Source organism: Paenibacillus sp. P32E, assembly GCF_001909085.1.
GTDB classification, from domain to species: Bacteria; Bacillota; Bacilli; order Paenibacillales; family Paenibacillaceae; genus Paenibacillus_AQ; species Paenibacillus_AQ helianthi.
In genome coordinates this window covers 261,621-286,959 of the sequence record NZ_LVYY01000035.1, presented here as the reverse complement: position 1 = coordinate 286,959, position 25,339 = coordinate 261,621, and the positions used below count along the sequence as shown (strand labels likewise).

The 25,339-nt window shown below is 50.5% G+C and carries 19 protein-coding genes; 11 read left to right on the top strand and 8 right to left on the bottom strand.

Features of this window, described 5'->3' with window-relative positions:
• Nucleotides 1-51 precede the first annotated feature (51 nt).
• The 3 genes from A3848_RS24075 to A3848_RS24065 form a co-directional block, all read right to left on the bottom strand.
• A complete protein-coding gene (locus tag A3848_RS24075) occupies nucleotides 52-2,196 on the bottom strand; it encodes a putative bifunctional diguanylate cyclase/phosphodiesterase (RefSeq protein ID WP_074087398.1) in 2,145 nt (714 codons plus the stop codon).
• Nucleotides 2,197-2,452: 256 nt separating this feature from the next.
• A complete protein-coding gene (locus A3848_RS24070) occupies nucleotides 2,453-3,076 on the bottom strand; it encodes an acetate uptake transporter (protein WP_074087397.1) in 624 nt (207 codons plus the stop codon).
• 80 nt (nucleotides 3,077-3,156) lie between these two features.
• Nucleotides 3,157-5,553 (bottom strand): bifunctional diguanylate cyclase/phosphodiesterase, encoded by a 2,397-nt coding sequence (locus A3848_RS24065; protein ID WP_074087396.1) that lies wholly within the window; start codon nucleotides 5,551-5,553, stop codon nucleotides 3,157-3,159.
• Between the two features lie 210 nt (nucleotides 5,554-5,763).
• On the opposite strand from A3848_RS24065, the gene A3848_RS24060 reads away from it, so the two are divergent.
• From A3848_RS24060 to A3848_RS24040, 5 genes are all read left to right on the top strand, one after another.
• Nucleotides 5,764-6,717: a 1,4-dihydroxy-2-naphthoate polyprenyltransferase gene (locus A3848_RS24060; RefSeq protein ID WP_074087395.1), complete on the top strand. Its 954-nt coding sequence runs from the start codon at nucleotides 5,764-5,766 to the stop codon at nucleotides 6,715-6,717.
• A 93-nt stretch (nucleotides 6,718-6,810) separates the two neighbouring features.
• On the top strand, nucleotides 6,811-7,812 hold the full coding sequence (locus A3848_RS24055; protein WP_074087394.1) for a Gfo/Idh/MocA family protein: 1,002 nt from the start codon (nucleotides 6,811-6,813) through the stop codon (nucleotides 7,810-7,812).
• A 172-nt stretch (nucleotides 7,813-7,984) separates the two neighbouring features.
• Nucleotides 7,985-8,785 carry an ABC transporter ATP-binding protein gene (locus tag A3848_RS24050; protein ID WP_074087393.1) on the top strand — a complete coding sequence of 267 codons (801 nt, stop codon included), beginning with the start codon at nucleotides 7,985-7,987 and terminating at the stop codon, nucleotides 8,783-8,785.
• Complete coding sequence (locus tag A3848_RS24045; protein ID WP_074087392.1) at nucleotides 8,778-10,433, top strand: hypothetical protein; 1,656 nt, start codon at nucleotides 8,778-8,780, stop codon at nucleotides 10,431-10,433. The genes A3848_RS24050 and A3848_RS24045 overlap by 8 nt, the downstream gene beginning before the upstream one ends.
• Nucleotides 10,434-10,663: 230 nt before the next feature.
• The gene (locus A3848_RS24040) at nucleotides 10,664-12,673 is read left to right on the top strand and encodes a putative bifunctional diguanylate cyclase/phosphodiesterase (RefSeq protein ID WP_074087391.1); all 2,010 of its coding nucleotides are present in this window, start codon (nucleotides 10,664-10,666) and stop codon (nucleotides 12,671-12,673) included.
• 86 nt (nucleotides 12,674-12,759) lie between these two features.
• Here A3848_RS24040 and A3848_RS24035 read toward each other — a convergent pair whose 3' ends face one another.
• Nucleotides 12,760-14,454, bottom strand: coding sequence for a methyl-accepting chemotaxis protein (locus A3848_RS24035; RefSeq protein WP_074087390.1), 1,695 nt, complete (start codon nucleotides 14,452-14,454; stop codon nucleotides 12,760-12,762).
• 209 nt (nucleotides 14,455-14,663) lie between these two features.
• Here A3848_RS24035 and A3848_RS24030 point away from each other — a divergent pair, with 209 nt between their 5' ends.
• Nucleotides 14,664-15,095, top strand: a complete 432-nt coding sequence (locus A3848_RS24030) for a MarR family winged helix-turn-helix transcriptional regulator (protein WP_074087389.1) — start codon at nucleotides 14,664-14,666, stop codon at nucleotides 15,093-15,095.
• 219 nt (nucleotides 15,096-15,314) lie between these two features.
• Here the strand turns inward: A3848_RS24030 and A3848_RS24025 are convergent, their stop codons facing one another.
• Entirely contained in the window at nucleotides 15,315-16,289 is a 975-nt protein-coding gene (locus A3848_RS24025; RefSeq protein ID WP_074087388.1) for an NAD(P)H-dependent flavin oxidoreductase, read from the bottom strand.
• A 173-nt stretch (nucleotides 16,290-16,462) separates the two neighbouring features.
• Between A3848_RS24025 and A3848_RS24020 the strand changes: the two genes are divergently transcribed.
• Entirely contained in the window at nucleotides 16,463-17,071 is a 609-nt protein-coding gene (locus tag A3848_RS24020) for a TetR/AcrR family transcriptional regulator (RefSeq protein WP_074087387.1), read from the top strand.
• Between the two features lie 130 nt (nucleotides 17,072-17,201).
• Here A3848_RS24020 and A3848_RS24015 read toward each other — a convergent pair whose 3' ends face one another.
• Nucleotides 17,202-19,088, bottom strand: coding sequence for an LTA synthase family protein (locus A3848_RS24015; protein WP_074087386.1), 1,887 nt, complete (start codon nucleotides 19,086-19,088; stop codon nucleotides 17,202-17,204).
• Between the two features lie 240 nt (nucleotides 19,089-19,328).
• On the opposite strand from A3848_RS24015, the gene A3848_RS24010 reads away from it, so the two are divergent.
• Complete coding sequence (locus A3848_RS24010; RefSeq protein ID WP_074087385.1) at nucleotides 19,329-21,632, top strand: helicase C-terminal domain-containing protein; 2,304 nt, start codon at nucleotides 19,329-19,331, stop codon at nucleotides 21,630-21,632.
• 52 nt (nucleotides 21,633-21,684) lie between these two features.
• Nucleotides 21,685-22,653, top strand: coding sequence for a Gfo/Idh/MocA family protein (locus tag A3848_RS24005; RefSeq protein ID WP_074087384.1), 969 nt, complete (start codon nucleotides 21,685-21,687; stop codon nucleotides 22,651-22,653).
• Between the two features lie 89 nt (nucleotides 22,654-22,742).
• Here the strand turns inward: A3848_RS24005 and A3848_RS24000 are convergent, their stop codons facing one another.
• Together A3848_RS24000 and A3848_RS23995 are read right to left on the bottom strand one after the other, a co-directional pair.
• Nucleotides 22,743-23,423: a CidB/LrgB family autolysis modulator gene (locus A3848_RS24000; RefSeq protein ID WP_074087460.1), complete on the bottom strand. Its 681-nt coding sequence runs from the start codon at nucleotides 23,421-23,423 to the stop codon at nucleotides 22,743-22,745.
• On the bottom strand, nucleotides 23,423-23,794 hold the full coding sequence (locus A3848_RS23995; protein WP_074087383.1) for a CidA/LrgA family protein: 372 nt from the start codon (nucleotides 23,792-23,794) through the stop codon (nucleotides 23,423-23,425). Before A3848_RS23995 ends, A3848_RS24000 begins: the two co-directional genes overlap by 1 nt.
• Before the next feature lie 136 nt (nucleotides 23,795-23,930).
• Between A3848_RS23995 and cidR the strand changes: the two genes are divergently transcribed.
• Nucleotides 23,931-24,854, top strand: a complete 924-nt coding sequence (gene cidR / locus A3848_RS23990) for a cidABC operon transcriptional activator CidR (protein ID WP_143186294.1) — start codon at nucleotides 23,931-23,933, stop codon at nucleotides 24,852-24,854.
• Between the two features lie 109 nt (nucleotides 24,855-24,963).
• On the top strand, nucleotides 24,964-25,248 hold the full coding sequence (locus A3848_RS23985; protein ID WP_074087381.1) for an aspartyl-phosphate phosphatase Spo0E family protein: 285 nt from the start codon (nucleotides 24,964-24,966) through the stop codon (nucleotides 25,246-25,248).
• Nucleotides 25,249-25,339: the final 91 nt, after the last annotated feature.

Sequence of the window (25,339 nt, the reverse complement as noted above, 5' to 3'; positions counted from 1 at the left end):
CATCCCCTGAAGGACGGCACAGCCGGTTCTTCTTATTATACTGGCTATAGCTTATGAAGCAACCTTATGAATATCTTCGGGAGGCAGCGGCGGGAAGAACAAGAAGCCCTGGATATGCGGGCAATTATGCTTAATCAGGAATTCAAGCTGTTCCTGCGTCTCCACGCCTTCGGCGATCAGATCATAACCGAGCTGAGAGGCGACGAATACAATGGATTTGATAATCGTTTCATCAATCGAACTGACACCGATGCCGGTAATGAAGGTGCGGTCAATCTTGATTTTGTTCACGGGAAAGTGCTTCAGGTAGTTCAGCGAAGAATATTTGGTTCCGAAATCATCGATCGAGACGACTATGCCATGATCGCGCATCTGCTGCAGCAGCGGATAATGCTCTTCAAGGAGCGCAGTGCTCTCCGTAATCTCGAACTCCAGCACACTGGTCTCCAGTCCATGATGGTCAAGAACAGCAAGCAAATTCTCGATCAGGTTGCGGTTGTAGAACCAGCTGTTGGAGATGTTGATTGAGGTCCGAAGCAGCGGCAAGCCCATCGCTCTCCATTCACAGAGCTGGCGGCAGACCTCGCGGATGACCCAGTCCGTAAGCTGAATCATGAGTCCGGCTTCTTCCACGGCAGCAATGAAGGTCCCCGGTCCTATCAGGCCCTTCTCGGGATGGTTCCAGCGAATCAGCGCCTCCATGCCGATCATTTTACCGGTAACGGCGTTGATTTGCGGCTGATAATGAAGCACGAATTCTTCACGTTCCAGAGCGGAGTGCAGATATTTGGCGATCATCGTCTTCTGCTCCAGCTTCTCGCGCAGTTCCCAGTCAAAGATGAAGAAATTGGCGTCTTCCAGCGTTTTAGCCTGATACATCGACATGTCTGCGAACTTCAGCAGATCATCCTTGTTCAGCGAATGCTCCGGATACAGGGAGACACCGATACTGGTCGATAAGCTCAAATGCGCGCCGGAAATAAGCAGCGTCTCCGAGATCAGTCCGCTGATCTGGCCGGCTATGACGCGAATGTCCTCCCTGGGAAGGTCGGAGAAGATCATGACGAACTCGTCACCGCCGGTGCGCGCGAACAGTTTGAAGGGCAGCGGGCCACCTTTCAGCCGGCTGGCAAGGGTCTTGATCACCTGGTCCCCGATGGAGTGTCCCAGGGTATCATTGATTTCCTTGAACCGGTTGAGATCGAAAAAGAACAGCGTATAGGTCTGGGTCAGCTCTGCAGATTGCAGCAAGCGTTCGAATTCGTCCATGAAATAACGCCGGTTGGGTATTTCAGTCAGACTGTCGTAATGCGCAAGCTTCTCATACAGACGTTTGGATACGCGCAGATCGCGTGTACGGATGCTGACCACCCGTTCCAGTTCACGGTTGAAGCGGCTCTGATGCCAGAAGATATACAGAATAAATGCGATGACCAGCAAGAAGGCGATGTCGATCCAGAGTACGCTGCGCAGCACCTCCCATTTTTTCTGTGAGGGTACTGGGATGCTCATAAGCCAGTGCTGATTGTAGACGGTAACAGGAACTGTAAGCTGCGTTTCTTCCGCAGGGGAAGGGTTGCCGAACAGAAAGGTATGGTCGTCTGCAGTAACTGAAATTTGGGTGTTCTTCAGCGGGAGCTGGTTCACGATGTTGTCAATCTTCAAAGTGACGGAGACAATGCCGGCAAATGCGCTGTTTTCATAGATGGCTTGCCTGATCACCATACCGTAGTCACCCTGAGCCAGTATCCGTGGTCCGTCTATGGTAATGCCGCGGGAGCGGATCGTTTCCTGTATCATCCCGGGTGAGGAGAGTGCCGAATCCAGTAGCAGGCTCTTGCCCAGAATTGCTGTATTGCCGGGGAGAGGGTATAAATAATGGATGAGGCCGTCCGGAGCGATCATGATATTCATAACGTTGTTAGAATTATTGTGGTATGTGGTGACTAAATATTGGTTAATCAGTATTGGATCAGCGTCAAAGCCGACCGTTTGAATAAAGGAACTGACGCCTTTGACAATCGAAACTTGTTCTTCAATATTCGATGTTAGCATGACTGCTTGTGAGGACAAATCGGCTTTCTCAGCCCGGTATTCCCGTTCTACTGATAGAGAGTAATAGTAGAACAGAGACAGCTGAAGCACGACTAAGAAGCCGATGATGATGGTTAAGGGCTTTTTATTAATGAAAGCCATGGATTGCCTCCGATATCGAAAAAATTCAACATTAAATTTGTCACAAGTAGAAACAGCTACGCCGTCAGATTGAAAGAGGTTTCGCCCGGGTTCCTGCACCAGAGGAAAATGTCGATATATGTCGCAGGTGTTTCTATAGCATGTCATTTTTATCGTCATTGTGCAAGGGAAAAGCTTACAATGTTCCTACAAAATCAAAACGGATAAACACGTTCTGCCTTAGAGCAGATTGTATTTATCCGTTGCGGTGGAAAAACTATTTTTTGAAGATCCCAAGCGGAGCTCCAACCGGTAGGAAGGTGCGGCCAAAATGAGCGTTAAGCACGGATGCGCCGCAGCCGTAAAGGGATACAATACCAATAGCCATTTCGGAGCAGGCCGCCAGCTTGTGGAAGAATTCAGCAGCGACCCCGAAGGAATCCATGGTCAGGCCGAGGAACAGGAAATCAATTAACACAAAGATGATGAGCAGCACCCGGTTTGCTTCTACCGCACCAAGCGTCATGAATAGTGTGAAGACCAGATATCCGAGAAAAACAAATCCGAGCTGTTTGGGATCTACACCTTCCGCCAGAACTGTTCCAAATACTCCGAGCTTGATCAGCCAGCTTGCAGCCATGCCGAACCAGAAGAATGCATAAGCTCCAAAAGCAGTCATGCCGAAAGTGTTGTTGTGCTTGGCATCCTGAATGGATGCGAACAGCTGGGCGAAGGCTCCGAGGAAGATTGCCCATGGGATGCAGTAGCTAAGACCTGTTGTAATTTCGAGCTTTTGTGAAGAAGCGACCAGGGTAACGATAGCCAATCCGAACAGGCCGATGGCGCTAGGGTCGGCGGTGACGATTTTGACGGATTGAGTGTTTGGCGATTGCGCTGACATAACAATAAATGCCTCCAATTTTCAAAAGTGTTCGCATAGGATAACAGCACCCGGAGCGGGTGCTGTTATCAGCTTGCCTATCATATCATATCACCAGAACCTTGCCTATAAAGGAACCGTTCATTTTCTGAATTTTCCTGTGATAATAAGGGAGGGATTTCCCTGGCTGTAACCGGCTTGCTGATATAGAAGCCCTGCAGCTCGTCACTGCCCAGGCTTCGGAGCATATCGAACTGCTCCGGCAGCTCAATGCCTTCGGACACCACGCACAGCCCCAGATTATGGCTTAGCTCGATAATGGCTTTGACCAGCACGTCGCCTTGGGGTGCCGGGGTCATTTCGGAGACAAAGGAACGGTCAATTTTGATTACATCGACAGGGAACCGCCGCAGATAGCTCAAGGAAGAGAATCCGGTGCCGAAATCATCGAGCGATATACGGAAGCCGTGCGCCCTAAGCTGCTGCAGCGACTGGAGGATGCTGTCACCGGAGACCAGCACACTCTCCGTAATTTCGAGTTCCAGGCAGGAGGCGGGCAGCCCGAATTCATTCAGCAAACCCTGCAGCAGATCCAGCAGCCCGGATTGCATCAGCTGGACTCCTGAAATGTTGACCGCAGCTGTTAGGAATAGGCCTTGCTCGCGGAATTTCTGTAAATCAGTGCAAACCTGCCGGAGCACCCAGCCCCCGATACCGACAATGGAGCCGCTCGTTTCCGCAAGCGGGATGAACTCTACAGGAGAAATGGGCCCATGGGAAGGAGTAGTCCAGCGCAGAAGGGCTTCCACTTTGTGCACCTCCAGGTCCGTACTTCTGAGAATCGGCTGGTAATGCACCTCAAACTCATCCTTAGCCGCTGCAGACAGGAGCAGCTGGGACAACACCTTTTTACGCCGGATGCTCTTTTCCAGGTCTTCGGAGTATTGAAAAATGTTGTTTCTCCCCGTCTCCTTGACATGGAACATCGCCAGATCGGCCTGCTTCACCAGATAGTCCGCGTCCTCCCCATTTTGGGAATAGATGCTGATGCCGATGCTTGCTGTGTTATAGAGGAGGTGTCCCTGGATATGATGCGGCATGGAGAGAGCCTCCTGAATACTCGTTAGCTGAGTGGCCATCGCAGCGGAATCGGGGATGTCTGAGAGGAGTATGGTAAATTCATCGCCGCCAAGGCGTGACACCACATCATGCTGGCCGACAGCCTGTGTAATCCGAAAGGCCGTTTCTTTGAGCATAGCGTCACCAAAATCATGGCCAAGCGTATCGTTGACGGTCTTGAAATGGTCCAGATCAATAAAGACGAGCGCAATCTGCCGGCTGCTGTCCTTCGCGGCGGCAATCGCAGCGTTGAGCTTCGCAAAAAAGAGCGAGCGGTTAGGCAGTTGGGTTAGCGGATCAAGCGTGGATTGCTGCCTGAGCTCATCCTGGGCCTGTTCCAGAGAATCAATCATCCGGTTGAACTCATGCTCCACGTCACTGAATTCATCTTTTCCGGTGCTGGGGATCCGGATGGATAGATCCTTACTGCTGCCAATAGCGCGGATATTTGAAATCAGTGAAGACATCCTTTCCAGAATGGAGCGGTTCACGAAGAGCAGACTCAATAGGCAGCTCAGAGCGGTTATCAGAAAAAAGGATATCCGGAAGCTATAGATGGATTCCTGCCCGCTCTCATAGATCTGGCGGGGCTGCTTCAGTGTGATGACCACGCCCGGATTGCCAAACAGATCATCTACGATGGTGTGAGCCGACATCATGCTGTTGGAGACCGGACTCATCCAGAGTGTATTTCCCTTGCTCTGAGCCAGTACTTCTGAGCTCACTCTTGTAATTTGAATACTGGAGGAGCCTTCCCCCCGGATATGGGTGGTTTCCTCCTGGTGAAGCATTCTTCCGGCAATGGCGGTACCGATTACCGGTTGATCTCTGAGGCTGTTGACTATAGGTGTAAGTGTAATTAGCATTGGGCCTTTATCCAGCATCACGATTCCGGACTTACTGTCGTTTGCACCGGAAAAGGCAGGTATCCGGCTATTCATCAACCTTAATAGCGTTTGAAGCTCCGGTGTCAACAGGGAAATTCTCTTGAGGCTTGAATCATATATTCCTCCATATAGAGGCTGTCCCGACTTGTCCAGCAGGGCAATCATATCGAAGTGGTTCACTTCATAGGTTGTCCTATTGAAGGTGCTGCGGATAAAAGCATCGTCTGCCGCAATGGAACCTTCGGACTTACTGCCCGGTTCAACAAACCGGTACGTCTCATCCCGGAGTGAATAATTGAGCAATCCGGTCTTCATATCCCGCAGATCCTCCTGGTAGGAAGAGAGTGTATCCGCCAGGCTGTCCTTCAGAGCGGCTTCATCCAGCTTCTCGAAGCGGTTGAGCATGATGAGGTGCAGAAGCAGGTAAGTAACCCCTAAGGAAAGCAAGGCAACAACAAAAGTGAAAATGATCATTTTTTTGCGTAGCTTCATGATGCTCCCCTTTAATGTATTTAAATGAATAGGAAATAAGTACCATATTGAATAGTGTACCACGATTAGGGAATATTTTGCAGCGCTTTTCTCCCTAATGTGTCGAATTTTGATGTATAATAGTTCGATGATAATGATTATTAAATGATAATAGAAGGAGAAAAACCTTGTTCTACCCCGCATTTATTTGACAGATAAGGAAGTATGGACGTGAATGTGAAAAGTTTTTTACGATTTGTCGAGCTGCCGACGAAGGTGGCAAGCATGCTGCCTTTTTTGCTGGGGACCTTGTACGCCTTGTACCGGTTTGAGGATTTCTATGTACTGCGTTTTGTGCTGATGTTCGTGTCCCTGCTCAGCTTCGACATGGCAACAACGGCAATCAACAACTATTATGATTTTAAAAAAGCGGCCAAAACTCATGGCTATGGTTATGAAACGCATAATGCTATCGTTCGCCACAAGCTGAAAGAGAGTACGGTCGTTGTTACCATTGCTGTCCTTCTGGTGCTTGCGGTAGGCGGTGGAATTGCGCTGGTAGCCGAAACCGGACTGCTGGTGTTTTTGCTGGGCGGCTTGTCCTTCCTGATAGGCATTCTGTACTCATTCGGTCCGATACCGATCTCACGGATGCCGCTGGGCGAATTGTTCTCCGGGTTGTTTATGGGTTTTGTGATCATTTTCATCTCGGCCTATATTCACTCCGATCAAAGTGTGGTGACGCTCCTGTTCTCCGAAGGCTGGGTCAGTCTGCACGTTAACATCCTGGAAGTGCTGTATCTCTTCTGGTTCTCCATACCGGCGATTCTAGGGATTGCCGGAATTATGCTGGCCAACAATATCTGCGACATTGAGGATGATATGGACAACCGGCGGTACACGCTGCCTGTGTATATCGGACGAAGCAACGCGCTTCTGCTGTTCAAGCTGCTGTACTATGTCTCCTATGTAGACCTTGCCGTGCTGCTGCTGTTGGGAGTGAATCCGGTGTTGGCCGCGCTCCTGCTGCTGACCTTGATTCCGCTGCGCCGGAATATTGCGAAGTTTGCCCACAAGCAGGAGAAGGCGACCACCTTCATACTGTCCGTCAAAAATTTTGTACTGATGAGCGTGGCCCGAATTGTGGTGCTGGGTGCGGCAATTCTGCTGAATGTCCTGCTGTAATAACCGCCTCCATTATTAGAGATATGCCGGATTCTGTGATATTGTTTCATTAGAGACAGCCAGAAAATCTATGATAAGGGAAGGTGTATACCGATGACACAAAAGCTGCGTTGGGGCATCATGGGCTGTGCGCAAATCGCGACAGGCTCGGTCATGCCGGCCATACAGGAATCGGAGACGGGCGTGATTCAGGCGGTAGCGAGCCGGGGACTGGACAAAAGCAGTGCCGTCGCTAAGGAATTTGGCGTGCCGCAGGCTTACGGCAGCTATGAGGAGCTGTTGGCGGACCCGAATGTTGATGCGGTATATATTCCGCTCCCGAACCATCTGCACCGGGAATGGGCGATCCGCGCGGCGGAAGCCGGCAAGCATGTGCTGTGCGAGAAGCCGATTGCCCTGAATAGCCGGGAGGCGGCAGAGATAGTGGAAGCCTGCCGGAAGGCGGGGGTGCATTTGGCTGAAGCCTATATGTACCGGCATCATCCGCGGATTGCCGAGGTGCTGCAGATTATCGCCAGTGGTGAAATCGGTGAACTGCGGTCCATACGGGGAACTTTTACCTACAACGATGCCGAAGACACCTCGAATATCCGCTTCAAATCGGCATGGGGCGGAGGTTCCTTGTACGATGTCGGCTGCTATCCGCTCACTGCGGCGCGGCTGTTATTCGGCGCCGAGCCGGAGGCGGTTACAGTCCAGGCGATCTTTTCCCCTGAGCATGATCATGTAGATATGATGGCTTCCGGGCTGGTCGAATTCCCGGGCGGCGTCAGTCTGATCTTCGACTGCGGCATGTGGGCCTACAACCGCCAACTGCTGGAGGTGCTCGGGACAGAAGGGCGGATCGAGATTCCGATGCCTTTCAATGCCAGATTTGACGATGCTGAATTTTTTGTATACGCCGCAGGGGAAGTCAGACGTGCCCGGGCAACGGGGGCCAATCCGTACGTCCGGCAGGCCGATAATTTTGCTGCAGCTGTCTTTGGAGCAGAGCCAGCGGTTGCCGCTGATGACCCGGTACAGAACATGCTGCTGCTTGAAACCTGCCTTGCATCCGCACGGCAGCGGGAGAGAATCAGTCTGAAGCCAGAGTGAGAATACAATATAGGGATTCTATATGGAGCGGCCACTGGCCGTTCCTGTTTTCTTTTCACCCATGTTGCAATTCTTTATAGGTGGACGATGTGAAATTTGATAGAATAGGATTTGTGTTAATAATTACATAAATATGGAATTGGATAACGTAATTTTGAAGGGGGCGCAGGTTATGGGACTTACCGAAGAACCGGTCATTTCGATATCAGGATTATGGATGAATTACAGTGACCGGATGGTGCTGCGGGGGATCGACCTCGAAGTTTACAGGGGACAGATTATCGGCTATATCGGACCGAATGGGGCAGGCAAGAGTACGACGGTAAAAATCATGCTGGGTCTGGTGGATGGCTACACGGGTTCGGTACGGATTTTTGGCAGGGATATCGCGGATGGAGATACCGCCTACAAGCGGAGAATCGGTTATGTGCCCGAGATTGCCGAGCTCTATGACAGCCTGACCGCCCGGGAGTATCTGACGTTCATTGGCGAGCTGTATGGCATGAAGCGGAACGAAGCCGATGCCAAGGCAGAACGGCTGATGGGCTTGCTGAATTTGGAAAAGGCCTACGATATGCGGATTGCCTCCTATTCCAAAGGGATGAAACAGAAGGTGCTGCTTATCTCCAGCATGCTGCATGATCCCGATATTCTGTTCCTCGATGAACCGCTCAGCGGCCTCGATGCGAACAGCGTTATGGTGGTGAAGGAAATCTTCGCTTCACTGGCGGCGCAAGGCAAAACGATCTTTTATTCCTCGCATATCATGGATGTCGTGGAGAAAATCAGCAGCCGGATCATCCTGATCAATGGCGGGGACATTGTGGCGGACGGAACCTTCGCACAGCTTCAGGAGCAGAGCAGGGAAGGGTCGCTTGAGGATATCTTTAATCAGTTGACCGGATTCGATAAGTACCGGGATATCGCCGGCGAGTTTGTGGCCGTTCTTGGAGAAGGTGCTACGCATGAATGATTTCCGGGTATTGAAGCTGCTTGACCGACTGCAGGGCGTATTCAAGAGGGCTGGTGTGGATTATGAGATGCTGCGCAGCATTCTGCAGGTGAAGCTGACCATGGACGGAAGGCGGACACCGACAGTGCTTGGAACACAGAAGAGCGGCCAGGAAACCGAGGGTTCGCCTCTCCGGGTACAGTGGATTTATCTATTGCTTGGACTTATGCTGATCCTCTTCGTTGTACCTGATAGCAACTACATGCTGACCATGAGTGTGCTGTTTGCAGTTGTTATGTTTATGATCACGACCACCCTGATCTCTGATTTCTCTTCAGTCATGCTGGATTTACGGGACAAGAACATTCTGTTCTCCAAGCCGGTGGACCGCAGGACGCTGAACATGGCTAAGAGCCTCCACGTTCTGATTTATCTGGTTTCGCTGACGCTAACCCTGACGGCACCCTCGCTTGTAGTTGCCTTGTTTAAACAAGGGGTGCTGTTTTTTCTGATCTATGCGGTAGAAATTCTGCTGATGGATGGTTTTATTCTTGTGATTACCGCGCTGCTCTATTTGCTGATTATGAGGGTCTTTGACGGGGAAAAACTCAAGGATATCATCAACTATATTCAAATTATTTTGTCCATCGGGATTGCGGTAGGGTACCAGCTGGTTCCGCGGCTGTTCAATATGACAGACCTGACAGGCTCCTTCCAGCCCGTCTGGTGGCAATACTTCATTGCACCTGCCTGGTTTGCTGCTCCGTTTGAGGTACTGGTGGGTGGAAGCAGGGGGACGGAGTTTACGGTGCTGGCGGTACTGGCTGTCATCATTCCGCTGATTCTGCTATATACGTATATCAAGCTGATGCCGTTGTTCGAACGGAGCCTGCAGAAGCTGGCGGAGCAGGGGGCTGCCGGTAAAGACAGTGGCCGCTATCCCCGCTTGTTGTCAGAACTTTTATGCCGGGATAAAGCAGAGGCCATGTTCTTCCGGTTCACCTGGGCAATGATGAGAAATGAACGGGATTTCAAACTAAAGGTGTATCCGACTGTCGGGTTATCGTTAGTGCTGCCTTTTATCTTCATATTCAACCAGGTGTGGAGCAGTGATCCGGCGGTGCATACAGAATCCAAAGCCCATTTGTTCATCTATCTCAGTGCGCTGCTGCTGCTGACTGTAGTACAAATGCTCCGCTATTCTGCCAGCTACAAGGGTGCCTGGATTTACAGAACCATTCCGCTGCCCGAAACAGCTCCCGTGTACCGGGGAATGCTTAAGGCCGCGCTGCTGCGGCTTATGCTTCCGTTGTTTGTTCTGGAGTCAGCCGTTTTCTTCTGGCTGTTCGGAGCCCGGATTCTTCCGGATCTGGCCGCTGTAATGCTTGCATTACCTTTATTTGCGTTAATCTGCTTCCGGGTGCTGCCGCCGGCGCTTCCGTTCTCGGAGAAATACGAGGCGGCGAAGCAGAAGGAGTTCTCAGTTAGCGGATTTGTACTGATCTTTATCCTGATGGGAATGGCGGGCCTTCATTATATGTTCACTCTTATCTCACCGGGGGTTTACATCTATTTGGTAATTTTGGCAGCTGTAAATGTATGGGCTTGGCGCGCAGCCTTTCCTCGTAAAGGTTCGCAGTCCGGACAAATCCCAACCCTCGGCGCATGATGCGAACACGCAAATATGGACATTTTTTGCCGACACTAAAAAAAGGATTCAAGTTCCAGTATTTACTTAGACAGTGTACTAAATACAGGGTAGAATACAGCTAAAGTTAACTTTCAGGGATGGCCTATAATCTTTCCGCACTCTTCCATTTATCTGATATTCGTATATATTTTTTACTTCATACATGTACTGCGGCGACGATGATAATTAAACGGGTAAAGAGGTCGACTATGGATCAAATGGGAATCCAATATAATATATGGATTGTTTTACTATCTTTTGCGCTAGCTGCTTCTGCAGCTTATTCGGCGCTTAATTTGATCTCACAGGCCTCCCGTACGGCAGGAAACGTAAGACGCTTGTGGCTGCTCTCCGGAGCTTGTGTGCTTGGCAGCGGCATTTGGGCCATACACTTTGTGGGGCTGATGGCCAGCCGCCTGCCCTTCGAGGTTAGATATCAAGGGGGCATGGCTGTTTTGTCGCTGCTCATCAGCGTGCTTGCCAGTTATGTGTCGCTATGGATTGCCACTATGCCCCGCCAGAGAACGGGGCGTTTGTTCCTCAGCGGCATGATTCTCGGCTGCGGAATTTCCGCTATGCATTATTTGGGCATGTCCTCCATGAAGATGGGGGGGAGAATTCATTATGAGATGCCCACCCAGGGGCTATCCGTTGTTGTTGCCTGTTTGGCCTCATATACTGGAGTGTTCCTCTTTCGCAGGTTCAAGGATTATCCCGGGTTCAGCCGCTGGAAATTGTACTCCTCGCTGTTTATCGGGATCGCGGTTACGGGGATGCATTACATCAGCTTGCGGGCCAGTCATTTGGAGGTTAACAGCTGGCTTGGTGCGAGGCCTGTTCTCGTCCAGACAAATGTCATTCTGCTGACGGGGGTTTCTCTTGTCACTTTATTTATGCTTGCGGTATCGGGCGGCGCAGTTCTTCTGGACCGGCACGGGCTGGAGCGCATGGCCTATCATGATCCGTTGACCGAGCTGCCGAACCGCCATGGGCTGGAACGGTACTTCAAAAATGAATTTTTTGGCGGGCCCTCAGGAGCAGTGTTCTTTGTCGATTTGGACCGTTTCAAGTCCATTAACGATACCCTGGGACATGATATTGGGGATATGCTGCTGCAGGAAGTTGCCGAGAGATTGCGGAATGTGATTGGTACCAAGGGCAAGGTTTTCCGACTGGGAGGAGATGAATTTCTGATTGCCCTTCCGGTCTGCACCATGGAAGATGCCCGGGAAGAGGCTCACCATGTCCTAGGAGAAGTGAAGAAGTCGTACAGTATTGAGGGGAATGAGCTGTACGTCACAGCGAGCGTAGGCATCAGCATGACTCCTGTCCATGGGATTGACCGCTCTGCCTTGATGAAGGCTGCCGACACGGCACTCTATACCTCCAAGGACTCCGGCAAGAATAAGTTCAGCGTATTCGATCAGGAAATGAACCGCAACCAGCTACGCAGGATGTCGCTGGAGAAGGATCTGCGCAAGGCGCTTGCCCGTTCTGAATTCATGGTAGTATATCAGCCTAAATGGGATTCTCTTATGAATGTAACCGTCGGGCTGGAGGCGCTGCTGCGCTGGAGGCATCCGGAACACGGTATTATTTCACCTGCCGAATTCATTCCGATTGCGGAGGAAACCGGGCTGATCGTGCCGATTACCTATTGGATGCTGCATGATGTATGCAGCCAGAATATGCTCTGGCACAAAGCGGAGGTGGCGAGTGTTGCCGTCTCCATCAACATGTCCGCCCGGATGTTTGAAGGCGGCTCCCTGTATGATGTGGTCGAAGAGGCGCTGGTCCGCTCCGGTCTGGAACCTCACTTTTTGGAACTGGAAATTACAGAGTCCATCGCTATGAACAATATGGAAGAGACGGTAGCTCAGCTCTCCAAGCTGCGGAACCTTGGAGTACGGGTATCGCTCGATGACTTTGGAACAGGCTTCTCCTCTCTGGGCAATCTGGATGAAATTCCGGTGAATACGCTGAAGATTGACCAGGTATTCATCCGCAAAAGCAAGATGCATTCCAAGAAGGCGATCATCAGCAATATCATTGCCATCGCCAGCAATCTCAACATGGAGGTTGTTGCCGAAGGCGTGGAGACACCTGAGCAGATTGAGCTGCTGCAGTCCTTGGGCTGCCGGGTGATGCAGGGCTTTTATTACGGAAGGCCGATGCCAGTCAGCGAGCTGGGCCAATGGTTTATTGAGAATACGGCGTAATAAATACATAGGTATAACCTGCCTCAGACAGCAAAAAGCGCAGAACCTCATCGAGGGTTCTGCGCTTTTTGCTTGTATATGAAAGCCTAGATCTTGAACTTCTCTACCAGAACCTGAAGCTTCTCCGCCAGTGAAGAGAGGAAAGCCGCGGAGGACTCTACTTCCTCCATCGCTGCAAGCTGCTCCTGGGAAGTGGCGGAGAGGGTCTCGGCACCTTCAGCCGTATGATTGGAGATCCTGACAATATTCTGAATCGCTTCTACCAGTCCGCCTGAGATGGATCCCAGCTCACGGACTGTCGCAGAAATCTGTTGGCTTTGGGAAGACATGTCAGAGACTGAGGTTTCGATCTCGGAGAACGACTGGCCGGCAGACACGATCAGTTCCTTGCCTTGCTGCATCTCTTCCGTAGAGCGTCTCATCGTTTCACCGGCATCGTCCATCTGGCTGATAATCAGGCTGACCAGCTCCCCGATTTGTCCGGCAGACTTGGCAGAACGCTCAGCCAGCTTGCGGACGGAGCCGGCGACAATGGCGAAGCCCCGGCCCTCTTCTCCGGCCCGGGCGGCTTCTATAGCCGCATTCAATGCCAGCAGATTGGTTTCTTCGGCAATGCTGGCGATCGTGCCGACAATGTTCTCAATCTCTTTGGAGTGGCTGCCCAGTGTAGTGATAATGTCTGAAAGATCCTGGATGCTTCCGCTCATAACGCCTATCTGTGTGGTTGTGGAGTCAATGGACTGCCGGCCCAGACGGGCCTTTTGGGCGTTGCTCGCAGCAGTATCCCTCGCACTGTCGGCATTGTCGGCGATCTCGGAGATGAAACGGGACATATCCTGCACGGATTTGTAGCTGCCTTCCAGGTCCTTCAGCTGGGTATTCGCGCCATCGGCAAGCTCAATAGTAACATTCACACTGTGTTCGCCGGCCCGGTTCGTCTCCTGGGCGCTGGCAGACAGCTCCTGGGAGGAAGACGCTACCAGCATGGAGGTGTCATTCACCTGGGTGATCAGCTCACGCAGGCTCAACGTCATATCATTGAAGTTGCGGGCCAGTGTCCCGATTTCATCTTTGCTTTTGAAGAGCAGCGGTTCATGGGTAAGGTCGCCTCGGGCGATGGTATTCACAGAACCGGACAGCTTGGTAAGCGGACTGACCATACGACGGATCAACAGATAAGCGGCGAGTATGGCTACGATCAGAATTGATGCGCCGATAATGAAAGGCTGAACAATAATATCCTTGGTCCGTTCCTGAATTAAAGGTCCGTCGAAATTGATAGCCATCAGTGCAATAATGGGTTTGCTGGGATCATGATCCTGATAAATGGGGCCATATCCGGTTTTGAGCGAGGTATCTTGGTAGGTATATACTTTGGAGTATGCGGAATGCTTCATGGTAGTTATCATAGCTTTATCTTCTTCTGCGAAGTAGAAGGAATCACCGGCTTTGTAGCCTCTTTTCTTCATGCTGGCATCGGCGGCGAGAATCTTACCGTCCAGAGAAAGGATGAATGCTTCTTTGAAAATTGGCTTATGAGCCACAATCCAGCCGATCCGGTCTTCAATAGCAGCCACCTTGCTGTTATCTCCACCAACAAGTGCCGCAATGTCTGCGGGATCAATCAGGCCAGTCGTGATGTTGGCGCAGCCCACCAGCTCGATTCCAGCAGCCTCATCCACTTGATGATAAGCGGTGCGGTAACCAAAGAATCCAATGGAAGACCCGACCAAAAGCAACACAATAAGCATCATCCAGGTTAATTTTGTTGCCAGCTTCATTATTTCTACCACCAACCCTACTTCTAATGTTTTCAGCAATACTACTGTATCACTTCTACGATTATAGCTCATGAGCGGCTTGAGAGAATATAGTATTTTTGTGTCGGGAAATGCCGAATCGTGTAAAAAAATCATATATAAAAGCATTGAATCATGGACTGTGATAATGTTACGCTTGATCAAGGACAAACGGACTGGAGCTGAAAGGAATGTCGCAACCCATCGATCCGCTGGTAGAACGTTTGGGATTATCCATGTGGAAGGTACAGCGAAAAATCACATCACAGATGTCTTTGCACAAAGAAATGGGACTTACCGTGCCGCAATTTGGCCTGCTTCGTATGATCGCCCAGGAGCAGAATGCCCGTGTGATCCAGCTTGCGGACAAAATGGAGGTCAAGTCAAGTGCGGTAACAGTGATGCTGGATCGCCTGGAGCTGCTGGGACTTAGTGTGCGCGAGCCGGATGAGCAAGACCGCAGAGCCGTCATTGTGACCCTTACCGCCAAGGGGGAAAAGCTGCTGGAGGAGGCGAGATACCGCTACTTGCTGCTGCTTAGCGAGCATTTAGCCATATTGGAGCCGGAGGAGCTGCGCAATTTGGCTGACTATTATCTGATGCTGGAGCAGCAGGAGCGTTAATTTCGGAGGGCAATTGCCGTTCCGGATAAAAATAATAAGGACTTTATAACAAAAGAGCTATCCCATAAGCCATGAAATGGCTGCTGGGACAGCTCTTGTTTTTGGAGCCGGATAGACGGTTGTGCTCGGGGAGGCTCCTTCGCGTATGGACCATTGTTAATCGGTGCCTGGCCCAAAGACGGACACTACCGCTTTTCCGCGGGTCGCTATAACAATTATTTAAACTTCGAATACAACTAGCTTAGAGATGGTTGCATGATATCCGCTTAGCACATCATCTATAATAGCCTTAACGCTTTTAACCTCAGTGATCAAAGGGACAATTTGTCCCGCCATAACAGCACCCTTCTCTTCAACATCACCTTCCAGCATGGCCTTTTTCAAAGAACTTTCAGCAACCTCTTTCAGTTTTACAGCCGCCTCTGTTTTGCTGAATTGGTTCTCGATGTCGATCATTTCCTCAGAGAGTTTGTTCTTCAATTGTCTGCATGGCTCATCCGTTGAATATCCTGTGATCACAGTCTCCATATCACCGGCTTTGATCATGGCATTTTTGACATTTGGATGCACTACTGTTTCATCAGCACACATAAAAACTGTTCCCATTTCAATACCATCCGCACCAAGGGCAATTGCTGCCGCCATTCCCCGTCCATCTGCAATACCGCCGGAGGCTACTAAAGGTATGGATAAACAGTTCGCTGCTTGCGGAACAAGGACCGTGGTTGCCTCATAGGATGTATGTCCTCCTCCTTCCCAGCCTTTTACAATTACTGCATCTGCCCCGGCCTGCTCTGCCGTAATGGCGTCCTGGATTGTGCTTGCTTTCACAATCACTTTCAGGCCTAAATCATGCCAGATTGAAAAGTACTTTTTGGACAATTCCAGATCAAGCCCTAGTAAGGTGTCTGCATAAATTACAGGCGGTTTCTCCTCCAGAACCACTTTTGTTACATGATCTAATAGCTCAGGAATCATAATAACGTTAACTCCAAAAGGCTTACTCGTTAATTTTCTCGTAGCTATAATCTGTTCCTTAATAAACTCCGCAGGGGCAAAACCTACTCCCAATACACCAAGTCCCCCGTTATCAGAAACTGCTGCCACCAAAGGTGCTGTTGATATCCAAGCCATAGGTCCCTGGATTACTGGTTTTTCAATCCCCAATACTGCGCTCAATCGATTCTTGGACATACAAACTTCTCCTTCTATGCTTGTGCATGGCTATTTATATGAATATTATAATTAAGGAAAAATATAAAAAATATCAGTAAAGCCTGCCCCGATTGTTGCTTAAGCAACACATCATATGGAATATGTTGTTCTCAATCTATGATTATTGTGAACATATTGGAGTGTGAACCCTATTGAAGGATATTACAGACTTGCGCGTGATCAAAACCATTGAAAATATAAAGCGGGGATTTGAAGCATGCATTCTCCAAAAAACCTTTTCGTCTATTTCTGTAAGAGATATTACGGCTGCAGCCAGAATTAACCGTTCTACATTCTACAAGTATTATGAGGATAAATACCAGCTGAGAGAATTACTCGTAAAGTCAACACTTGGAGACCTTGCAAACAATGTTAATTTAGCCTCTTTTAATCTGGAGAATAAACAAACCAATGAATCACTGAATGCTTTAAGAAAACAACTCGAATTTATGTATGATCATAAAGACTGGTATCTTATTTTGTGGAATAAAAATATGGAGTTATCGATCTATGAAGATATGGTGCGGTTATTTGAAAGAAGGACCCGGGAATGTCTTTGTGAAAACAGGAAGGGAACGGAAACGGGGAAGGAAAAGGAGCTTTCAGAAAAACAAGAATTATTAACTCGTCTGTTTGCATCGTCTGCAATGACTACGGTGAAGTGGTGGTACGAATATTCACCCCACATGATTCCGGCTGATGTGGCAAATATTATTATGGACAACATTAAATTTGGAATGCATCGAGCCTTTGAGATATAGATTGATCAACGGTTAAACGCAAAAAAAGAAACCACTCTTTTAGTAAAATGGAGTTACTACATATCCATTTCAAAGGAGAGGTTTCTTTTGTATATTTCTGTTGAGGCAAGACTGTTTTTTGGATGGCGTATTATTCTGCAGCCTTAACTTTATCCGGGAGCTGCGTGACGTAGCTGTCCGAGAGCTGGCGCAGGCGCAGCGCACGGTTGTACTCATCCTCGGTTCCGGCCGGAGACTTGTTTCCCGAGGCCAGACGGGATTGCGTATTATCCTCAAAGCTGTTGCCGGGGATCAGCAGCCCGGAGCTGGCGATAAAGGATCCGGTAGGCAGATAATAACGCTGCGGAAGCAGGTTATAGGCCTGGCTTGTCATGTCCTGTCCGAAGTGAATGTTGTTGTCCATGGACACTCCCAGCAGACTAGCTGCGGTTGGCATGATATCCACTTCGCCGCCGACATGATCCAACGTCTGAGGCTGAATCCTCCCCTCATCATGGACAATCAGCGGGATGTTGAGCATATTGGCATATTCGTAGTCATGCCCGTAAATTTCCGTCATTAATTCCTTATCATCATGATCCAGTGAATAGATTGGCAACCCCATATGGTCTCCATAGACCATGATCAGGCTGTCATCCCATACACCATTTGCCTTAAGCTCATCCACGAACTGTCCAAAGGCATAGTCCGCATAATTCTGGGCCCGGACATAATCCCCGACAAAAGTACCTTCATACCGCTCCGGCAGCTTCATCTTGTATTTTTCCTCAGGAATGGTGAATGGATGGTGGGCAGACATTGAAATGACCTGTGCATAAAAAGGTTTGCTGTCCGTATCCATTTCCTTCAGCTTATCAGAGGTCTTGCGGTAGAGCGCCTCGTCAGAGGGTCCGAAGAAAAAAGAATCCTCGTCTCCGAAGAACTTATGATCGTAATAATGTTCCCAGCCGAGTGCGCTGTAGAGCTCACCGCGGTTCCAGAACTCCACATCATTGGTATGGAAAGTAGCTGTCTGATAGCCGTTGTTCTGCAGTAGACGCGGCAGGCTGGGCAGCTCTTTGTCTACATAAGCCATGGTAGCCGCACCCTGCGGCGGAATATAGAAGGAAGAGTTCACTACAAATTCGGCATCTGATGTATTCCCCTGTCCGACCATTTGATAGAAATTGGGGAAATACAGACTGTTCTCCATCAGATGGTTCAGGTTCGGTGTAATCTCTTGTCCGTCCAGCTTAAGCCCAAGCAGAAAGCTCTGGAACGACTCCAATTGAATAATAATAAGGTTTTTGCCCTTGGCTATGCCTTGAAGCGGTGAGACTGCGGCGGTATCTATTCCCTTCAGCTTGTTGATCGCATCCTGGGTGATTTCACTGGCATTCACAAGCTCAGGTTTGTCTTTGGCAAAAATCGTGTACGCCTCATAATTCAGAATGCCCATCTCCTGCGCCTTCTTGATCTCATTCATACTGGCCTTGTTGGGCAGGATATTGAACAGGCAAAGAGCCAGGGAAACTGCAAACAGAAGACTGTGCGAGAGTTTTCCGTTGCGGTGATTAATGTTATCCTTCTTGTAGGTCCGGCCCTTCTTATTAATAAAGAAATAGAAGCCCAAGACGATGATGTCGGCAAAGATCAGCAGATAATACGGATCCATCAGGGAGAATACGCTGTTGCGTACAGCCGTGACCTGATTGACCTGTTCCGCCGCATGGTAAGTTACGATGACGCCGTAATATTTGAAGTACATAATGGCGGCAAAAAAGATTGCGGTGACAAGCAGATTAACCGTCATGTAATAGCCAAGCTTCCGTTTGGAAGCGAAGCGTTCGATCAGGGCAAATAAGGCCCAGACAAAGGGAATCTCTGTTAAGAGTGTTTTCCAGGAGGCCAAATCCCCAAAGATTACGCCCCAGGCAAGAAAGCTCTTCAGGATAAAAAGAATGGAGAAAAACACGAATGGTTTGAACAACCATCGTTTAACGGGTAAGGATGACACAGCTTCGCCTTCTTTCTGCATAATAAACACCAATTCCCGGCTAGGAGGAAGAGGTACAAGACATAAGAATTCCATTATTAATAGACCTAATTATGCAGCGCTGGGCGACGATTGTCAAAAATCAGAAATGCCGTATAGCCACCCGGTAAAGAGCAATTTGAAATGCAGACCTGTGAAGCCTGGAAGATTAACACTTAATGGTGGTATACCGGAGGAAAAGGGCGGAAATAAGGTGGGGTTAGCGGTGGAGGAGGAAGAAACATGGACTGTGCAGAGGTATTTCTTTCGGTACGAACACTCGTGGAATATGCTTTCAGCAGCGGCAGCCTGGAACCGGGTTTTCGGAGCGGCTCAGCCATGGCGGAAGGCACGCGTATTCACCAGCATATTCAGAAGCAATATAAAGAAGGAGACCGCAAAGAGGTCTATCTCAAGACAGAAATTCCTTATGAGGACCTGCTGTTCATCATCGATGGGCGCTGTGACGGACTGTTAACCGGAGAAGATGGCACTCTGATTGTAGAGGAGATCAAATCCATTGCCGGACCTCTGGATTCCACCCAGGAAGGGCGGGAGGTTCATTGGGCGCAGGTGTTAATGTATGCCTATATGATCACACTTGAGCAGGAGCTCACTTCAATTGAAGTGAAGCTCACCTATGTTCTTAGGGGCAGCGACGAGCAGCGCAGCCTGTACCGGAAGGCTACCCGCGAAGAACTTGCAGCCTTTGCCGCTGACACGGTTGCAAGGTATGCACCTTATGCGAAACTGAGGATACGCCATGGGGCGCTGAGGGATGAGAGTATCCGGAGTCTGACCTTTCCCTTCCCGAACTATCGGCAGGGTCAGCGGCGTTTCGCTGCCGCAGTCTATAAGACGGCTTCCGAAGGTGTGAATCTGTTCGCCCAGGCACCCACAGGCATCGGTAAAACGATGTCGACCCTTTTTCCGGCGGTAAAAGCACTGGGTGAAGGGATAATATCAGGTATCTTCTATTTGACCGCCAAGACGGTTACCCGGTTTGCGGCGCAGGAAGCGGTCCTGCTGCTGGTTGCCGGCGGTCTTCATCTGCATGCTATCACCCTGACGGCCAAGGAAAAGGCCTGCTTCCGGGAGGAATGCGGCAAGGAGGGCTGCCCGTTTGCCGAGGGCTATTATGACCGGGTGAATGCGGCGCTGCTGGACATGCTGGAGCATGAAACCCTGATGACACAGGAGATCATCGCCGGATATGCCCGGAGGCATGAGGTATGCCCGTTTGAGTTCTCGCTGGATGCGGCTTATGCCTGCGATATGGTCATCTGCGACTACAACTATATCTATGATCCCCGGATCAGCCTGAAACGGTTGCCGGAGGAACGGAAGAAGAAGACGGTGCTGCTGGTGGATGAGGCTCATAATCTGGTCGACCGGGGCAGGGAAATGTTCTCCGCCTCGCTGACCAAGGCGCCGTTTCTGAGCCTGCAGCGGCAGTATAAGACGGTAAACCGCAAGCTTGGTGCTGCGTCCAAGGCGGTGAATGCTTTTTTCATTGCGCTGCGCAAAAGCTCTAGTGAAGATGGAGGGGGGCAATGGGCTGAATACCCTGAGGACTTGCCCCTGCTGCTGGAGGCCTTTGCCGCTGAAGCGGAATTAGAGCTGCTGAGTCCATCCTCTTCGCTTGTAGCCCTGCCGGATGAAGAGGAAGGCAGCCTGCTGGATACTTATTATGCGGTCCAGGGCATGCTGCGCACATTCAAGACCTATGACGAGCGGTATGTCACCTACGCAGAGGTAAGGCGCGGCGATGTATTCCTGAAGTTGTTCAATCTGGACCCCTCGCATCTGCTGCAGCAGATGGCCAAGGGCTTCCGCAGCCAGATTCTCTTCTCTGCGACACTCTCGCCCATGTCCTATTACCGGGACATGATTGGTTCGGCGGAGGAGGATTATAGCCTGCGTGTGGCTTCCCCCTTTCATAAAGAGCAGTGGGAGGTGTCCGTGCTTCCGGTATCCACCCGCTATCATGACCGTGCTCATTCCCTGGTGCCGCTGAGTGATGCTTTGCGGGGAATGGTTGCAAGAAAGGGGAATTATCTGGTGTTTTTCCCTTCCTATGCGTATTTGCAGAACGTCTTCGAGGTGTTCACGGACAAGTATCCTGAGATACGGACATTGGTGCAGGGGAGCGGAATGAGTGAGCAGGCGAGGGAGGAATTCCTCTCTTCGTTTCGTCCGGACAACCCGGAGACGCTGCTTGGCTTTGCGGTGCTTGGCGGGATTTTCTCGGAGGGTGTCGATTTGCCCGGAGACCGCCTGAACGGTGTAATGATTGTCGGCGTCGGCCTGCCGCAGGTCGGGCTGGAGCGCAATCTGCTGCGCGGCTATTTTCAGTCCCAAGGCAAGAACGGATTTGACTATGCCTATGTCTATCCGGGCATGTGCAAGGTCCAGCAGGCGGGCGGGCGGCTGATCCGCAGCGAGAGTGACAGCGGGATTATCGTGCTGGCGGATGACCGTTTCCTGCACCAGCCTTATGCGGACCTCTTGCCCGAAGAGTGGCGGGACTACCTTATCCGCACCTGAACGGGTATAATCTTTGAAAAGGTATACATCCAGAATTACGGGAGGTAAAATGATGACACTTCATATAGGGATTGTAGGAACGGGCTGGTTCTCCAAGGTGCATGCCGACCTGCTGGCAGGAATGGAGGATGTGAAGCTCCAGGCCATCTGCGGCAGCACTAAGCAAAAAGGCGAAGAGATGGCTAGTGCCTACAGTGCCGAAGGGTATGGGGAAATTACAGAGATGCTGGATGCCCACAAGCTGGATGCGGTGTACGTTTGTGTGCCTCCACAGTCTCATGGAACGATAGAGCGGGCGCTGATCCGCAGGGATATTCCTTTTTTTGTGGAAAAGCCTCTGGGCTCGAGTACGGAGATTCCGGCCAGCCTGCTGCAGGATATTAAGGAGCATGGACTCTTGACCTCGGTTGGCTACCATTTCCGGTATCAGGAGAATATTGCCCGGCTGAAGAAATTACTTAGCGGGGATAAGGTGGGGATGATTGTCGGACAGTGGATGGGCGGCATGCCGGGTGTAGCCTGGTGGCGCGATCAGGAGCAGTCCGGCGGACAATTTACCGAGCAGACCACCCACATCGTCGATCTGCTTCGCTATCTGGGCGGAGAGGTCACAGAGGTCTACGGCATGTTCGGCAACCGCATCATGCATGAGCAGCATGAGGGCGTAACGGTAGCAGATGTAGGGACGGTGTCCCTGAAGCTGGACAATGGCATTGTTGCGAATATCTCGAATACCTGCGTGCTGCCGGGTGAAGTGGGCCGGGTAGGACTTAGCTTTTATAATGACAAAGGACTGCTGGATTGGAATCCGGAGCGTCTGCTTGAGGTGCGCAGCGGCGACAGCCAGGAATATGCCAATTTAGGCAACCCCTACGCGGTGGAGAGCGAAGCCTTTCTGCATGCCGTGCGGACCGGTGACCGGTCGCGTATTCTCAGTGACTACGAAGACGGCTACAAGACGCTGAAGGTGACATGTGCAGCTTATGAATCAGCGCAGAGCGGATTGCCGGTGAAACTGTAAGAACAGACAGTGAGTAAGCAAGTTCATGCACACAAAGAGACCTGACAGCTCTGTAATCTGTCAGGTCTTGTGGCCCAAGCCGGGGCGGCCTAGTGGAGGAAAACCGCGAGAAGAGCCGGCGCAAGCCCTATGGAGAACAGCGCGGTCAGAATCATCGCGATACTGGAGATGGTGCCGGTCAGCGAACTCAGCTCGAAAGCCTTGGAGGTGCCCGTACCGTGCGCGGCGGTTCCCAGCGATACACCGCGCGCAATTTCGTTGTCAATGCGGAAGAGGCGAAGGACAGAAGGCCCCATCAGTGTACCCAGCACTCCGGTCAGAATCACGAATACTGCCGTAATGCTGGGAACGCCGCCGATGCTTTGCGAGATACTCATGGCGATCGGTGTAGTCACCGAACGAGGTACCAGACTGGTTGCCAGGGCGCCGCTTAGATGCAGCCATTTGGCCAGCAGCATCGAGGAGAGCACGGCCATAACCGTTCCTGACAGCACGCCTGCCGCAATTTCGGCGGCGTGCTTTTTGAGTACCTTGAAGTTTTTATGAAGAGGGATTGCAAAGGCGATGGTTGCCGGCTGCAGCAGATCCGAAAGCCATTTTCCTCCCGCATTGTAGGATTCATAGGGAATTCCCGTCATCAGCAGAAAGCTGATAACCAGCAATGGCGTGATGATGAGCGGGGAAGTATACATTTTGCCACTGGAAGCGTAGATTCGCTTCGCCAGCAGGTACACAGCGACGGTCAGTGCAAGCAAGAGCAGTCCGGTCATCATGAGCCTCTACGCTCCTTTACTTTAAATATGGCTCCCGTGAGCAGCCCTGAGCTGGCCATAACGGCAAAAGTGCCTACGAGCACAACTCCCAGCACTTGAAGGCCGTTTGCTTCGAGCAGCTTCGAATAATTCATAACACCTATAGCTGAAGGGATAAAGAACAGCAGCAGTTCGGCAAGCAGCCAGGAAGCGCCAACTTCTACCCAATTCAGACGGATGATACCGGATTCCAGCAGTGCGAATAAAAGGATCATGCCGATGATGCTTCCGGGAATGGGAATATGGAGATATGGGGTTAAGGAATTAACCAACATCGAAAATACGGTGAGTCCGGCTACCTGCAGCAAGCCTATGCCAAGCTTTTTCATAAGGCTTCGCTCCTTTCGTTCAGAGGACAGCGTGTGCTTTCCTTGTTACTGAAAGTTTACATCCTTTTCTTTCATAGGTAAAATGAATAGATTGAATAAGTGACATTCCATTTATCTATACATGGAGGCGAAAAATTTGGATATCCGCCAGCTGCAGTATTTTGTCCAGGTTGCCAGGCTGAACAGCTTCTCCAAAGCGGCAGAATCGCTGTACATCTCGCAGCCCACCATTAGCAAAATGATCCGGGGTCTGGAGGTGGAGCTGGGAGCCGACCTCTTTTACCGTGAAGGGAAGAGCATTCGTCTCACAGATGCAGGAGAGATCCTGCTGACCAAAGCGCAGAATATCGTGGAATCATTCGTTAACCTTTCCTCAGAACTGGATAGTCTGCGCAATCTGGAGAAGGGGCATATCCGGATCGGGCTGCCGCCCATGGTGGGTGCAAGCTTCTTCCCGGCAGTCATCGGAGAATTTCACCGCCGCTACCCGGACGTCACCATCCGCCTGCATGAGGACGGAGCCAAAAAGGTGGAGGATGATGTGGAGACCGGGCTGCTCGATATCGGTGCAATTGTTTTGCCGGTAAATACGGCGCTGTTCCACTGCTTCACCTTTGTGGAAGAGAAGCTGGAGCTGCTAGTGCCGGCAGGCCACCGCTTGGCAGGAGCCGCCTCTGTGCCGCTCCGGGAACTGGCGGAGGAGGAGTTTGTGCTATTCCGGGAAGATTTCGCCCTCCATGACCGGATTATTACGGAGTGCGTAAAGGTGGGCTTTCAGCCGAAGGTCGTCTATGAGAGCTCACAATGGGATTTGATCAGCCGGATGGTTGAAGCGGGAATGGGCATTGCCCTTCTGCCGGAGACCATCTGCCGGGATATGGACCGCACACGGATTTCTGTGGTTTCGTTGACCGAGCCAGTCATTCCCTGGCAGCTGGGCATGATCTGGCGCCGGGACCGCTATTTATCCTTTGCGGCACGCGAATGGATTCATTTTGCCATGGGGGTTCTGGGAGAACGTTACCTCCCGCCCGGAGAAGAGGGACGGCCGCAATTATGAAAATTTCACTTGTGTGATGATCGACATATTTTTCTTTTTTTTCAAAATATGTTTTTTGGCATCATGAATTATGATAAGGGAGAAGTTGATAGAGAGAAGGTGAGTAACCGTGAACCTTTACCAAAATTCTCCGGTTGAACTTGGAAAAGAATATAGAGAAGATGAGTTATTTATTACTATAGAGAGTCTTAGATGTGAATTGTTGGAGGTTGCTCAGGAACGCAGTCTCAGCGATCATGTAGTCCTGGAGCTCAGCCAACGGCTGGACGGTTATATTGTACTGGCCCAGAACAAAATGATGGAGAGTCTGCGCAGCCGCAAGAACACTGTGAACACCTTCGGAAAGAATACCAAGAGCCAGAGAATACGCAATAAAGCTGCGTTACAGCAGTAGTTTGTCCCGGGATAATAGCTTATGAAAATAATGGCCCCATTTTGTTCGGGTCATTTTGTTGTGCTTTCTATAAGCTTCACCTATAATGTCA

What these genes read in the sequence shown, in the direction of transcription:
- A3848_RS24075 (WP_074087398.1), bottom strand. Translation starts at nt 2,196, where the DNA reads ATGGCTTTCATTAATAAAAAGCCCTTAACCATCATCATCGGCTTCTTA.
- A3848_RS24070 (WP_074087397.1), bottom strand. Translation starts at nt 3,076, where the DNA reads ATGTCAGCGCAATCGCCAAACACTCAATCCGTCAAAATCGTCACCGCC.
- A3848_RS24065 (WP_074087396.1), bottom strand. Translation starts at nt 5,553, where the DNA reads ATGAAGCTACGCAAAAAAATGATCATTTTCACTTTTGTTGTTGCCTTG.
- A3848_RS24055 (WP_074087394.1), top strand. Translation starts at nt 6,811, where the DNA reads ATGACACAAAAGCTGCGTTGGGGCATCATGGGCTGTGCGCAAATCGCG.
- A3848_RS24050 (WP_074087393.1), top strand. Translation starts at nt 7,985, where the DNA reads ATGGGACTTACCGAAGAACCGGTCATTTCGATATCAGGATTATGGATG.
- A3848_RS24045 (WP_074087392.1), top strand. Translation starts at nt 8,778, where the DNA reads ATGAATGATTTCCGGGTATTGAAGCTGCTTGACCGACTGCAGGGCGTA.
- A3848_RS24040 (WP_074087391.1), top strand. Translation starts at nt 10,664, where the DNA reads ATGGATCAAATGGGAATCCAATATAATATATGGATTGTTTTACTATCT.
- A3848_RS24035 (WP_074087390.1), bottom strand. Translation starts at nt 14,454, where the DNA reads ATGAAGCTGGCAACAAAATTAACCTGGATGATGCTTATTGTGTTGCTT.
- A3848_RS24030 (WP_074087389.1), top strand. Translation starts at nt 14,664, where the DNA reads ATGTCGCAACCCATCGATCCGCTGGTAGAACGTTTGGGATTATCCATG.
- A3848_RS24025 (WP_074087388.1), bottom strand. Translation starts at nt 16,289, where the DNA reads ATGTCCAAGAATCGATTGAGCGCAGTATTGGGGATTGAAAAACCAGTA.
- A3848_RS24015 (WP_074087386.1), bottom strand. Translation starts at nt 19,088, where the DNA reads ATGCAGAAAGAAGGCGAAGCTGTGTCATCCTTACCCGTTAAACGATGG.
- A3848_RS24010 (WP_074087385.1), top strand. Translation starts at nt 19,329, where the DNA reads ATGGACTGTGCAGAGGTATTTCTTTCGGTACGAACACTCGTGGAATAT.
- A3848_RS24005 (WP_074087384.1), top strand. Translation starts at nt 21,685, where the DNA reads ATGACACTTCATATAGGGATTGTAGGAACGGGCTGGTTCTCCAAGGTG.
- A3848_RS24000 (WP_074087460.1), bottom strand. Translation starts at nt 23,423, where the DNA reads ATGACCGGACTGCTCTTGCTTGCACTGACCGTCGCTGTGTACCTGCTG.
- A3848_RS23995 (WP_074087383.1), bottom strand. Translation starts at nt 23,794, where the DNA reads ATGAAAAAGCTTGGCATAGGCTTGCTGCAGGTAGCCGGACTCACCGTA.